Raw genomic sequence first — 13,463 nt, forward strand, 5'->3', positions numbered from 1 at the left:
ATATACCGGCCTGATGATGACTACCGTGACAGAGTTTTTCATCTTGCATCTGGCAGGTTGGGATTTCTGTCACGTTAACGCGCTTTTCAGGTTATTTACAATTCTGTAAACTGCTCGCGGTGTGTACGTCCCGGTGGAATATGGTTTTTTTTCGTCTGACCCGCCGGACAAACAATTAAGAGGTCATGATGAGTACTGAAATTAAAGCCCAGGTAGTGGTGCTTGGAGCAGGCCCAGCCGGGTATTCTGCTGCTTTCCGTTGTGCTGACTTAGGTTTGGATACTGTTCTGGTTGAACGTTACTCAACTTTGGGTGGTGTTTGCCTTAATGTTGGTTGTATCCCATCCAAAGCTCTGCTGCATGTTGCCAAAGTGATTGAAGAAGCCAAGGCACTGGCACAGCATGGTATTGTGTTTGGTGAACCGCAAACTGATATCGATAAGATCCGTCTCTGGAAAGAAAAAGTTATTTCTCAGTTGACAGGTGGTCTGGGCGGCATGGCTAAGGGCCGTAAAGTTAACGTTGTTAACGGTGTTGGTAAATTTACAGGCGCTAACACTCTGGTAGTAGAAGGCGAAAACGGCGCAACAACGATTAATTTTGAGAATGCCATTATCGCAGCGGGTTCACGCCCAATTCAGCTACCATTCATTCCACATGATGATCCTCGTGTATGGGATTCTACCGATGCACTGGAGCTGAAAACGGTTCCAGGACGCCTGTTAGTGATGGGCGGTGGTATTATCGGTCTGGAAATGGGTACTGTTTACCACGCTCTGGGTTCTCAGATCGATGTGGTAGAAATGTTCGACCAGGTTATTCCTGCGGCGGATAAAGACGTTGTTAAAGTGTTCACTAAGCGCATCAGCAAGAAGTTCAACTTGATGCTGGAAACTAAAGTGACCGCAGTAGAAGCTAAAGAAGATGGCATCTACGTAACAATGGAAGGTAAGAAAGCACCGGCAGAACCACAGCGTTATGATGCGGTTCTGGTTGCCATCGGCCGTGTACCAAACGGTAAATTGATCGATGCTGGCAACGCGGGCGTTGAAGTTGATGATCGTGGCTTTATCCGTGTGGATAAACAAATGCGTACTAACGTGCCGCACATCTTTGCTATCGGTGATATCGTTGGTCAGCCAATGCTGGCGCACAAAGGTGTCCACGAAGGCCATGTTGCTGCTGAAGTGATTTCTGGTAAGAAACATTACTTCGATCCAAAAGTTATTCCATCCATTGCTTACACTGAGCCAGAAGTGGCATGGGTTGGTCTGACCGAAAAAGAAGCGAAAGAAAAAGGCATCAGCTACGAAACCGCAACTTTCCCATGGGCAGCATCCGGTCGTGCAATTGCATCTGACTGTTCAGATGGTATGACCAAGCTGATTTTCGATAAAGAAACTAACCGTATCATCGGTGGTGCTATTGTTGGTACTAACGGCGGTGAACTGCTGGGTGAAATCGGTCTGGCTATCGAAATGGGTTGTGATGCAGAAGATATCGCGCTGACTATCCACGCTCACCCAACGCTGTACGAATCAATTGGTATGGCTGCGGAAATTTACGAAGGCAGCATCACTGACTTGCCAAACCCTAAAGCAAAGAAAAAGAAATAATTCTTTAGATTTTGCAGTAGGTTAAAAAGAAATTTTAAACGGCTTTCCTATAGGAAAGCCGTTTTTTATTTGTAATGGATTTGGCATATTAAAGGTATTTCCTCAAATGATAATGGTTTCCTGCAACTGCCCATTTTTCACTTTCAGAAGGAATTAATCTCATCGATGTTGTATCAGCATCAGGAAAGCCATATTGTTCAAACCCTAAGTTTTGATAAAAAGGTACAGCATAAGGTTTGGCGCTTACCCATATCTCTCCATCATTTGATAATTCCACTGCTTTTTCAATAAGTAAACTGCCACATCCGTGGCTACCAGGGTGAGTGAGCATAAATCCTATTTTATCTGTACTTTCATTGTAAAAAGAGGGAGAGCCTGTGACAAAAGTCATCATCCCTACGGGAATACCCTGCACCAAGCAGATAAAGTAACGATGATATTTCGTTGTATTTATTTGGTGAGGATCTTGATAGATATTTTCTATTTCATGAGATACGGTAATGAAAGTATTATACCTTTCTGCATCTGGATGGGGGAGAGTATTTAATGTTGAATACCAATCACATATGTTACCCTTAATTTGAGCAAGTGCGATAAACATTTCCTCCTTACTGACTTCTTTTATCATTGCTTGGAATAATCGAAAATACCTTTCTTTGGGGGATTGTCTTATATGTATTTTAGAAAAAATATTGTGAAATAGCTCTCTGGTCTTCATTATTTATCTCCTCTATGTATTTTCTAATAACAGGAAGATGATAAATTGAGTCTACAGTAAATGGCATTGCCAATTTGTATTATGTGGACGGGGAGTTCTTTTGATTTGATATTTTCCATTAATTTTACGCCACTTATCACTAGCGCCAGGATTTAACTTCATTTGTTTTAAACCTAAAAAGTTACAGTTATTCATATATTCAAAACCTAATTTTTGGTAAAAAATTTCCGCATCAGGCTCTGCTCTGACGTCTAATATGCCTTTATGCCCTAATCCGAGGGATATATTAACCACATGTTGAATCAGCAGGCCACCATACCCATAACCGTTAGGATAGGTGACTATGAATGAGATTTGGTCAACTTCATTATCAGATATATTGGGGCTGTCGGGATTAAATATGATGATCCCAACAACCTTATCTGTAACTGAACTTGAACAGATAAAATGACGATAACCCTGTATACCACTGGTAACATATCTAGAATTAAAAGTGTTTCTTATGGAATTACATGTACTAATGAATGTAGCATTCCTATTGCTAAACATTCCCATTATAGGTCTATAAAACCACCTGGATTCATTCTCCTGGAGTGCATTAAGTACAAATAGCATATCCTGTTGACTGACCTCCTTAATTTTGGCTTGATATTCAGGGTAGAATTGTTCCGCCACAAGACTTGTAGGATGATGACTTGCTACTGATATCGCGTCATGTTCTTCTCTATTAGGCATGATGATATCCTTGTTTAGTGATATTGAAAGATTTTTGTACCACGTTCCATTGAATACACCCTCCAGACTCATTTATCCAGAATTTTATTATGGTTCAATGTTGATTTTATGTGAATGAATTAACATGCTATTCAAATTTTGGTATGCTAAACGCCCGAAGCTGAGCATAATTCTGATGTTATGCGAGCAAAATCCTCTGACCTTGCACCCTTAGTAATTGTTTTTAGATGATCATTTCCAATGATCGTTAACGGGTGCTGACAGCCGGGTATATAAAATGACAATGAGAGCGAGGAGAAAGTCGTGCTAGAAGAATACCGCAAGCACGTAGCCGAGCGTGCAGCTCAAGGCATCGTCCCTAAGCCGTTAGACGCAGCTCAAGCAGCAGCGCTGGTTGAATTACTGAAGAATCCACCTAAAGGTGAAGAAGATTTCCTACTAGATCTACTGACCAATCGTGTCCCTCCTGGTGTAGATGAAGCGGCTTATGTTAAAGCCGGTTTCCTTGCTGCCGTAGCTAAGGGAGAAACGACTTCTCCTTTGGTGACACAGGAAAAAGCCATTGAATTATTGGGAACCATGCAGGGTGGGTATAATATCCACGCTTTAATTGATGCCCTGGATGATGAAAAGCTGGCTCCCATTGCGGCGAAAGCACTTTCTCATACTTTGCTGATGTTCGACAGTTTTTATGATGTGGAAGAGAAAGCCAAAGTAGGTAATGTCCATGCCAAACAAATCATGCAGTCGTGGGCTGATGCAGAATGGTTCCTTGGGCGTCCTGAATTAGCAGAAAAAATCACTGTTACCGTCTTTAAGGTTACTGGTGAAACCAACACCGATGATCTTTCTCCTGCACCAGATGCGTGGTCACGCCCTGATATCCCCCTACATGCATTGGCAATGCTCAAGAATGCTCGTGAAGGTATTGAGCCTGATCAGGCCGGCGTCGTAGGCCCGATTAAGCAAATCGAAGCCTTGAGCAAGAAAGGTTATCCATTGGCCTACGTTGGCGATGTTGTCGGTACTGGCTCTTCCCGTAAATCGGCAACTAACTCTGTATTGTGGTTTATGGGAGAAGATATTCCGTTTGTCCCCAATAAACGTGGTGCAGGTGTGGTCTTGGGCGGAAAAATTGCCCCCATTTTCTTCAACACGATGGAAGATGCAGGTGCGTTGCCCATTGAGGTGGATGTTGCCAAACTGAATATGGGCGATGTGATTGATATCTATCCCTATAAAGGTGAGATCCGCCATCACGAAACTGATGAGTTATTGGCTACTTTTGCCCTGAAAACCGATGTATTGATTGATGAAGTACGTGCCGGTGGCCGTATTCCATTGATTATTGGCCGCGGTTTGACTGGTAAGGCGCGCGAGTCACTGGGTTTACCACACAGTGATGTATTCCGTCAGGCAAAAGCGGTTGCGAAAAGTGAGCGTGGCTTCTCATTGGCGCAGAAAATGGTTGGCCGTGCCTGCGGTAAAAGTGGTATTCGCCCAGGGGAATATTGTGAACCTAAGATGACCTCTGTGGGTTCTCAGGATACCACGGGGCCAATGACGCGAGATGAATTGAAAGATTTGGCGTGTCTGGGTTTCTCTGCGGATCTGGTCATGCAATCATTCTGCCATACGGCTGCTTATCCAAAACCGGTTGATGTGACGACGCACCATACTTTGCCTGATTTCATTATGAACCGTGGTGGGGTATCGCTGCGTCCGGGAGATGGTATTATCCACTCATGGTTGAACCGCATGTTATTGCCAGATACGGTGGGTACAGGCGGAGATTCCCATACCCGTTTCCCCATTGGTATTTCTTTCCCGGCTGGTTCAGGCCTGGTGGCATTTGCTGCGGCTACGGGGGTCATGCCGTTGGATATGCCAGAATCCGTACTGGTTCGCTTTAAAGGAAAAATGCAGCCTGGAATAACCTTGCGTGATCTGGTTCATGCCATTCCTTATTATGGGATTCAACAAGGTTTGCTGACTGTTGAAAAGAAAGGCAAGAAAAACATCTTCTCTGGCCGTATTCTTGAGATTGAAGGTTTGCCTGAACTCAAAGTCGAGCAGGCATTTGAGTTGGCTGATGCCTCTGCGGAACGTTCTGCGGCAGGATGTACTATTAAGCTGGATAAAGAGCCAATCATTGAATACTTGCAGTCTAACATCGTCTTGCTGAAATGGATGATTGCGGAGGGTTATGGTGATCGTCGGACATTGGAACGCCGTATTATTGGTATGGAAAACTGGCTGAATGATCCTCAATTGTTGGAAGCGGACGCAGATGCTGAATACGCAGCCGTTATTGAGATCGATCTGGCAGACATTAAAGAGCCTATTTTATGTGCACCTAATGATCCTGATGATGCTCGCCTGTTATCTGAAGTGGCTAACAGCAAAATTGACGAAGTTTTCATTGGCTCTTGCATGACGAATATTGGTCATTTCCGTGCGGCGGGTAAATTGCTGGATCAGCATAACGGTCAGTTACCAACTCGCTTGTGGGTTGCTCCTCCGACTAAAATGGACGCCGCCCAATTGACGGAAGAAGGTTATTACAGCGTTTTCGGCAAGAGCGGGGCACGTATTGAGATCCCTGGTTGTTCATTGTGCATGGGGAATCAGGCGCGTGTGGCGGATGGGGCAACCGTGGTATCCACTTCTACTCGTAATTTCCCTAACCGCCTGGGGTCCGGTGCAAATGTCTACCTTGCTTCGGCGGAGCTGGCGGCTGTAGCTTCACTGTTGGGGCGTTTGCCAACGCCAGAAGAGTATTTGCAGTTCATGGGTAAAGTCGATGAAACCGCAGCGGATACTTATCGCTACCTCAATTTTGATCAATTGAATCAATACACAGAGAAAGCGGATGATGTGATCTTCCAAACCGCAGTATAAAAAAGTATATTGCAATGCATGGGGAGGCAAATGCTTCCCCTTTTTTTGTTTTCCTGCCTACCAAATTATAACTATTTCGTAGTAGTTTTTGTCTCAGTTTGTGGACTGCTTCAGAGGTGGAAGTAGCAGAACTGTTTAAAATCCAAATGGAATTCTTTGGCATCTGTAAAAATAGTAGGTGAGGGGGTATGTGATGGAATATGAATTTATGCAGGATATTACCGGCCAAGTAACAACATTCTTTTCAATGGATCATGAAGCCATTGGTCATTGGTTGAATGAAGAAGTGAAAGGCGATTTGCGTGTATTGGATAAAATTATTGTGGCCTTGCAAGAGATTAAAGGAAGTGAACGTCAGTGGCAGTTGGCTGGTCATGAATATACGCTATTGATGAGTGAAGCTGAGATCATGATCAGGGCTAATCAACTTCAATTTGATACAGAGGTTATAGAAGAAGGAATGAGTTACTACGATGACGAGAGTCTGGCTTTTTGTGGGACAGATGATTTTATCGGTATGCTAGCTGATTACAGAGAATTTATTTTGCAAAAAAATAAAACGTAAGTATTCGTGTTCAAGCAATGAAGGCTTTCTGCCATAATCTATATTCCATTACATTCTTGTGTTGTGATAGTAGCTTTCTATTTTTTGAGCAGAAAATTATTTTTGAACAGGAGCCTATACCTGCTGGTGGCGTTCGTTGTGAATAACGGCACTGAATGGAGATAGGTTCCAACAATAACGGTGGGCTTTGTATGGAAAAGATCAATCTGTCACATGAGATTGATAAAGCGGCAAGCTGGTTTACCAACAATCAGGATCTATTGATTCAGTATGCGGTAAACATTGTATCTGCCATTTTGATTCTTATCGTTGGTTTATTTGTTGCCAAGTTAGTTAATAAAGCAGTTAAGCGTGTTATGTCACTGCGTGGCATTGATACCACCATTTCTGATTTCCTCTCCGCAATTATTCGTTATGCTATCATAGCATTTACGATTATTGCTGTTCTTGGGAAATTGGGTATTCAGACTGCATCTGTGATTGCAGTCATCGGTGCTGCGGGTTTGGCGGTAGGTCTGGCCTTACAAGGCTCACTGTCTAATTTTGCTGCCGGTGTTTTACTGGTGATTTTCCGCCCACTTCGTACTGGCGAATATGTCAGCATTGGTGCTGTGGAGGGAACTGTCATGCAAGTACAGATTTTCTCGACAACACTGCGCACGGCAGATGGCCGTATCGTTGTGATCCCCAACGGTAAAATTATTGCAGACAATATTATTAATACTACCCGTGAACCTGACCGCCGTACCCAGATTATGGTGGGGGTTGCATATGATGCAGATATTGATGAAGTCAAAAGAGTATTGAGTGATGTGATTCAAGAAGATCAACGCATTCAACATGAAAAAGGTGTCACTATCCGCCTGCATGAAATGGCGCCTTCGTCATTGAACTTTATTGTGCGTGTGTGGACCTCCAATGGTGATGCCTGGAATGTCTATTGGGATTTGATGGAAAACTTTAAGCGTGCCTTAGATAAACACAATATCGGCATTCCTTTCCCGCAAATGGATGTTTATCTGCATCAGCAAAATAGTGCCTTACAGAAGAAGGCAGACGAATAATCAAGATATCGTGATGTGGGCATTTCCCACATCACTTTTCCTAATGATGTATTAGAACCATTCATTTTTACTAATGCATTATCTTGTTTAATATGCATTGATATCGTAACTAATTGAATAATTATTAGGGATATTTGCATGTTATCAACATTTATTCAGGGATTTTTTCTTAGTGCCGCAATGATCCTTCCACTTGGGCCACAAAATGTATTTATCATGCAGCAAGGGAGTAGGAAGCAGTTCCATTTAATGAGTGCAACATTATGTTCCACCAGTGATTCTTTGCTCATCATCGCGGGGATATTTGGTGGCAGTGCCTTGCTGGGACAATCGGTACTTTTATTGCAAACTGTGACATGGGGAGGCGTTGCATTTTTACTCTGGTATGGATGGGGCGCTTTTCGAGCAGCATTATCGGCAGAAGTCGAATGTTCCCGTACTGAAAAAATTGTCCAAAGCCGTTGGCGGGTTATAGTAACGTTATTCGCTGTGACATGGCTGAATCCTCATGTTTATTTGGATACCATTGTCGTCTTGGGAAGCATAGGAGGACAATTGTCAGCCGAGCTTCGGCCGTGGTTTACCACCGGAGCGATAATGGCTTCGATCAGCTGGTTTTTTGCCTTGTCATTCTTGTCGGCGTGGTTTGCACCTGTGCTTAATCGGCCCAGAGCACAACGGATCATCAATATCTTCGTTGGCTGTGTGATGTGGTATATCGCCTGGAACTTAATTCAGCAAGGATATAGATTTTTTATTAATTACAATATTTCTCCATAGATACGCTATAGATTACTTCTCTGTAGATAGTGTGCTAATGTTTCTGGGCGCACCTTACTCATGTAACTTTAGGAGGTCTTGTGAAACGTAAATCACTGGTATTGGCCGCAATGATGGCTTTAGGTAGCCTGTCTTGCATGACTGCTTCCGCTGCTGACGCACTCTCTATTCCACATATTTCCACCTCTGGTAACGCGATAGTTAAAGCGACGCCAGATATGGCTACTTTGGTAATCCATGTGAGTGAAACGCAAAAGAGTGCAGCAGAAGCAAAGAAAAAAGTCGATGAACGGGTTGCGAAATATTTTGATTTTCTGAAAAACAGTGGCATCGAAAAGAAAGATATTGATGCTGCTAATTTACGCACCCAGCCAGAATATCAATATGAACAAAAGAGTGGAAAATCGAGTATTACAGGTTATCGGGCATCGCGTTCAGTTGAAGTGAAAGTTCACAAGTTAGAGCAACTGAATGCCTTATTGGATGGTGCCCTGAAAGCAGGGCTGAATGAAATTAACTCTGTCCAGTTTGGTGTCAGCAATCCGCAACGTTACCGCGATGAAGTCAGACAAAAAGCTATTGAGAATGCCATTCAACAGGCAACTACATTGGCAAAAGGATTCAACAGTAAATTAGGTCCTGTATATAGCATTAGTTACCGTGCACCTGAAGCTGAGCCTATCCCAATGAGTCGTCTGAAATACCAGACAGATTTGTTGGCAGCTCCCGCTTCTGCCTCTGCCAGTGAGACTTATGAGCCACAGAGTATTGAATTTTCTGATCACGTTGATGCTGTTTTTGAATTACAGCGTTAATGAGTTTCATCTTCCTGACGTAACATCTGGCGCCCTCGTTTTAGCAGGGTGTCAGTGACTTTTCTCATCGTTCCACTTTCAGGCGCAAAACGATGCCAATACAGCATACGGCGTTGGCATAGTCCTGGTGTTAGATCGATTAACTCACCGGCTTTTAGCTCTTTGTCGATTTGTAAGTGTGGGATCATGCAACAAGTCGAACCTTGTTTTGCCAATTGAACGAATGCTTCGGAAGAATTCACGATGTGGCAGGGAACACTTCCCGGTGATAAATCGAAGTTCTGTTGTAAAAATGCTTGGTGCATATCATCTAAATGGTCGAATGCAACCGCAGGGGCTTTCAGTAATGCTGAACGCGTGACGCCATTCGGGAAAAAACGGTTTGCAAACGCAGGAGAGGCTATAAACAGGTAATCCAGAGCACCTAATTTATCAACCAAACAGCTTGGCAGAGGCTGGGATTGAATACTAATTGCCCCGACAACTTCACCACGCCGCAAACGCTCTTGAGTTCGGGTTTCATCTTCCACTTGAATATTTAGCCGAATAGGTAAATCGGATAAAACAGGGTGGAGAGCCGGTAAAAGCCACGTCGCCAGGCTGTCTGCATTAACAGCAAGGGAAAGCAGTAACGGGATCTCATTGCTATTTTCATCACCAAGCCATTGCGCTTCCAGCAGTTCCACTTGATGTAATAGCGCAAGCAGCTTTTGCCCTTGCTCTGTAGGGTGGGGAGGAACAGTGCGTACCAATAACGGCTGACCAAACATATTTTCTAATTGCTTGATTCTCTGAGATACCGCTGATTGAGTAATACAAAGTTTTTGCGCTGCCCGTTCGAAACCACGTTCTTTGATCACTGCATCTAATGCTTGCAATGATCGGTAATCAGGACGTTTCATTGAAAATAAGATTCTCCGTGTTTGCACTTTTTTGTGTTACAGCTCAATAAAAATCATTATGTGGCCTAACCAGCACTATGCCATATTTTTTCATGAGGTGAGCCAATATTGTTTATACTAGCCGTCAGATTTTTCCTTGTAACTGATTATAGGTTGTGATCAATATGACTCAGGACGAACTGAAAAAAGCAGTAGGTTGGGCGGCATTGGAATACGTTAAACCGGGTACAATTGTCGGTGTTGGTACAGGTTCTACCGCAGCGCATTTTATTGATGCGTTAGGCACTATCAAAGATAAAATTGAAGGCGCTGTGTCAAGTTCAGAGGCATCAACTGAGAAATTGAAAAGTCTTGGTATTCCTGTGTTTGACTGCAATGAGGTTGATACCTTGGATATTTATGTTGATGGCGCTGATGAAATTAATGGTCAAATGCAGATGATCAAAGGCGGCGGCGCAGCGTTAACCAGGGAAAAAATCATTGCGGCGATTGCGAAGAAATTTATCTGTATTATTGATTCGTCTAAGCAAGTTGATGTGTTAGGCAAATTTCCTCTGCCAGTTGAAGTCATCCCAATGGCGCGGGCTTATGTGGCTCGTGAGCTGGTGAAATTAGGCGGAACACCGGTTTATCGCGAAAATGTTGTGACAGACAATGGCAACCATATTCTGGATGTTCACAATCTCTCGATTATCGATCCCATTGCATTAGAAAATAAGCTCAATGGTATCGCTGGCGTGGTAACGGTGGGACTGTTTGCTAATCGAGGCGCTAATGTGGTGCTAATAGGTACTGCGGATGGCGTTAAGACGCTCACTGAATAATCATTTATTGAGGGCAGAATAATCTGCCCTCAAAATATTTTTCTATTTATTCAAAATAGAAAATTTAGTGATATATATCACTTTTCTGTCTAAGAAAACCTCAAAATCCTGTCTTTATCCCGTAACGAATTATTTTACTTTGCATAACAACTTATTTACTGTTGCTTACTCTGTAATATAAGCAATCGATTGTATTGCCGTTACTGTTTTTTTTGTTATTTTGGTGGAATCGATATGCATTATGAAAGTGAGTACAACTAGGGCGGGCAAATGGTTAAGGTATCTTTAGAAAAGGACAAAATTAAATTTCTGCTGCTGGAAGGCGTTCACCAAAGCGCAGTAGATAGCCTAAAAGCGGCAGGGTACAGCAATATTGAATATCACAAAGGGGCATTAGAACCTGAAGAATTGAAAGAAGCGATCCGTGATGCCCGATTTGTCGGCATTCGTTCCCGCACCCAATTGACCGAAGAGATTTTCGCCGCAGCGGAAAAGCTGGTTGCAGTTGGGTGTTTTTGTATTGGTACTAATCAGGTTGACCTGAAAGCCGCGGCAAAACGTGGTATTCCGGTATTTAATGCCCCTTTTTCCAATACGCGTTCGGTCGCTGAAATGGTATTAGGTGAGCTGTTGTTGCTATTGCGCCGTATTCCTGAGGCGAATGCCAAAGCCCACAATGGGTTATGGGATAAGCAAGCAAAAGGCTGCTACGAAGCGCGAGGTAAAAAATTAGGTATTATCGGTTACGGGCATATTGGTACACAGCTTGGCATTTTGGCTGAAAATATTGGTCTGAATGTCTATTTCTATGATATTGAAAATAAATTGCCATTAGGTAATGCACAGCAAGTTCATCATTTGTCTGAATTGTTGAATATGAGTGATGTCGTGAGTCTGCATGTTCCTGAAACTGCTTCAACCAAAAATATGATTGGCGCGGCAGAACTGGAATTAATGAAACCAGGTTCGATTTTGATCAATGCATCACGCGGCACTGTGGTTGATATTGATGCACTCAGCAATGCATTGGAAATAGGACATCTCTCTGGTGCGGCAATTGACGTCTTTCCTCATGAACCCGCAACAAACAATGATCCTTTCATCTCACCATTAAGCCAGTTTGATAACGTGCTGCTGACGCCACATATTGGGGGCTCGACGCAAGAAGCCCAGCAAAATATCGGTTATGAAGTTTCAGGTAAACTGGTCAAATATTCCGACAATGGTTCTACATTATCAGCGGTCAATTTCCCGGAAGTCTCGCTTCCTGTTCATGCCAAGGATACTAACCGATTACTGCATATCCATGAAAACCGCCCAGGTATCTTGACCAGTATTAACCAAGTGTTCACTGAGCAAGAAATCAATATTGATGCCCAATATCTGCGAACTGACAGTGGTATTGGTTATGTGGTTATTGATATTACGACGCAGAATTCAGCCCAGGCTGAATTGGTCTTGCAGAAACTGAAAGCCTTACCGGGCACGATCCGTTCTCGCTTGCTTTACTAAGATATAATGGCTGGTTAGAGGTCATTACTGATTAAAACAAGACACATTAAAAATCAGGGGTTATTGAAAGCACAATAGCCCCTGTTACTCACTGAATAGAATACTCATTCATATCCATTGCCATACTTTTTCTGGTGTAATGATCTCTGGCAGAGGAATATCCCAACTCTCACTAGGTAGTTTCTCAACTAACTGAAAATTGTGGGCTAATCCAATCGGATAAAAATTCTGTTGTTGCCATTTTTCGAGGGTTCTATCGTAGAAACCACCGCCCATCCCTAAGCGTTGCCCTGTGCAATCGAAAGCGACCAGAGGAATAAACATGACATCAAGTTCAGAGATGGGTAAAACCTGCCGGACATCCAACGGAGGCTCTTCGATATTAAAGCGGTTATGAATAAGAGGCATATCAGCACAATAACGGAGAAACAGCAGGTGATTCCGGTTGAAAGGATGCAATATGGGCAAATAGATCTGTTTGTTTTGCTGCCAAAGTTGTTGAATTAGCGGACGTGTATCTAATTCCCCATCAAAGGAGAGATAGAGGGCAATTTTATCAGCTTGCTGGATCTTAGGGTGAGCCATAGCCTGTTTAACGGCTTGCTGGGCGAATTGCGATTGTTGTTCAGGAGATAGATTTTGACGTAGCTGCCGAATTTTTTTTCTGATGGATTTGCGCAGAGAAAAAGAAGCATCTGATTGCATGATACCTGCCTGTTAATTAACGCAGAAAAGGATACAAAACAGATAAAGAGTGAGAGGTTCTCCAAGATGCCGTTACAGGTGGTAACCCTTGAACCCTTGGTTCAAGGTGAACGCAGCGTCGTTGCTATTAGGCTTCTTGGTCTAGCCAAGCATGCTCACAAGAAACGTAGCACCACATTCTATAGAGATGAAATATCGGCTCAGGGGACTTCCCTGCTCACGAACACCTCAGAGAAATTTTTTGCTGCTTAAACCAACTAAATAGGCTTTAAGCAACGCTATGAAGCCTATTGTATGGAACTAAACGAAGAAAGCAACTGCTTATA

The 13,463-nt window shown here is 43.2% G+C and carries 12 protein-coding genes and 1 other RNA gene; 8 read left to right on the plus strand and 5 right to left on the minus strand.

The annotated features are described in order from the left end of the window. The first annotated feature begins 188 nt into the window (after window positions 1-188). Entirely contained in the window at window positions 189-1,616 is a 1,428-nt protein-coding gene (gene lpdA / locus IQ209_RS07730; RefSeq protein ID WP_193850543.1) for a dihydrolipoyl dehydrogenase, read from the plus strand. An 88-nt stretch (window positions 1,617-1,704) separates the two neighbouring features. Here the strand turns inward: lpdA and IQ209_RS07735 are convergent, their stop codons facing one another. Together IQ209_RS07735 and IQ209_RS07740 are read right to left on the minus strand one after the other, a co-directional pair. Beyond that, entirely contained in the window at window positions 1,705-2,334 is a 630-nt protein-coding gene (locus tag IQ209_RS07735) for a GNAT family N-acetyltransferase (protein WP_193850545.1), read from the minus strand. Window positions 2,335-2,385: 51 nt separating this feature from the next. Beyond that, the gene (locus tag IQ209_RS07740) at window positions 2,386-3,069 is read right to left on the minus strand and encodes a GNAT family N-acetyltransferase (protein WP_193850547.1); all 684 of its coding nucleotides are present in this window, start codon (window positions 3,067-3,069) and stop codon (window positions 2,386-2,388) included. A gap of 303 nt (window positions 3,070-3,372) precedes the next feature. On the opposite strand from IQ209_RS07740, the gene acnB reads away from it, so the two are divergent. From acnB to IQ209_RS07765, 5 genes are all read left to right on the plus strand, one after another. After that, window positions 3,373-5,970 (plus strand): bifunctional aconitate hydratase 2/2-methylisocitrate dehydratase, encoded by a 2,598-nt coding sequence (gene acnB, locus IQ209_RS07745; RefSeq protein WP_193850549.1) that lies wholly within the window; start codon window positions 3,373-3,375, stop codon window positions 5,968-5,970. 193 nt (window positions 5,971-6,163) lie between these two features. After that, on the plus strand, window positions 6,164-6,535 hold the full coding sequence (locus IQ209_RS07750; RefSeq protein ID WP_193850551.1) for a YacL family protein: 372 nt from the start codon (window positions 6,164-6,166) through the stop codon (window positions 6,533-6,535). Window positions 6,536-6,726: 191 nt separating this feature from the next. Then, on the plus strand, window positions 6,727-7,599 hold the full coding sequence (mscS, locus tag IQ209_RS07755) for a small-conductance mechanosensitive channel MscS (protein ID WP_193850553.1): 873 nt from the start codon (window positions 6,727-6,729) through the stop codon (window positions 7,597-7,599). A 138-nt stretch (window positions 7,600-7,737) separates the two neighbouring features. Next, window positions 7,738-8,379, plus strand: a complete 642-nt coding sequence (gene argO / locus IQ209_RS07760; protein WP_193850555.1) for an arginine exporter ArgO — start codon at window positions 7,738-7,740, stop codon at window positions 8,377-8,379. Between the two features lie 80 nt (window positions 8,380-8,459). Beyond that, window positions 8,460-9,194 carry an oxidative stress defense protein gene (locus tag IQ209_RS07765; RefSeq protein ID WP_193850557.1) on the plus strand — a complete coding sequence of 245 codons (735 nt, stop codon included), beginning with the start codon at window positions 8,460-8,462 and terminating at the stop codon, window positions 9,192-9,194. Here the strand turns inward: IQ209_RS07765 and IQ209_RS07770 are convergent. After that, window positions 9,191-10,096 carry a LysR family transcriptional regulator ArgP gene (locus IQ209_RS07770; protein ID WP_193850559.1) on the minus strand — a complete coding sequence of 302 codons (906 nt, stop codon included), beginning with the start codon at window positions 10,094-10,096 and terminating at the stop codon, window positions 9,191-9,193. The two genes, IQ209_RS07765 and IQ209_RS07770, sit on opposite strands and share 4 nt — an antisense overlap. Before the next feature lie 164 nt (window positions 10,097-10,260). Here IQ209_RS07770 and rpiA point away from each other — a divergent pair, with 164 nt between their 5' ends. Further along, window positions 10,261-10,920, plus strand: coding sequence for a ribose-5-phosphate isomerase RpiA (rpiA, locus tag IQ209_RS07775; RefSeq protein WP_193850561.1), 660 nt, complete (start codon window positions 10,261-10,263; stop codon window positions 10,918-10,920). 270 nt (window positions 10,921-11,190) lie between these two features. Further along, on the plus strand, window positions 11,191-12,432 hold the full coding sequence (gene serA, locus IQ209_RS07780; RefSeq protein WP_193850563.1) for a phosphoglycerate dehydrogenase: 1,242 nt from the start codon (window positions 11,191-11,193) through the stop codon (window positions 12,430-12,432). 108 nt (window positions 12,433-12,540) lie between these two features. Here serA and IQ209_RS07785 read toward each other — a convergent pair whose 3' ends face one another. Both IQ209_RS07785 and ssrS read right to left on the minus strand, forming a co-directional pair. Beyond that, window positions 12,541-13,137 carry a 5-formyltetrahydrofolate cyclo-ligase gene (locus IQ209_RS07785; protein WP_193850565.1) on the minus strand — a complete coding sequence of 199 codons (597 nt, stop codon included), beginning with the start codon at window positions 13,135-13,137 and terminating at the stop codon, window positions 12,541-12,543. A gap of 54 nt (window positions 13,138-13,191) precedes the next feature. Continuing rightward, window positions 13,192-13,375: non-coding RNA, 6S RNA (gene ssrS, locus IQ209_RS07790), on the minus strand. Between the last annotated feature and the right edge of the window lie 88 nt (window positions 13,376-13,463).

This window comes from Xenorhabdus sp. BG5 (assembly GCF_015163665.1).
Taxonomy (GTDB): Bacteria; Pseudomonadota; Gammaproteobacteria; order Enterobacterales; family Enterobacteriaceae; genus Xenorhabdus.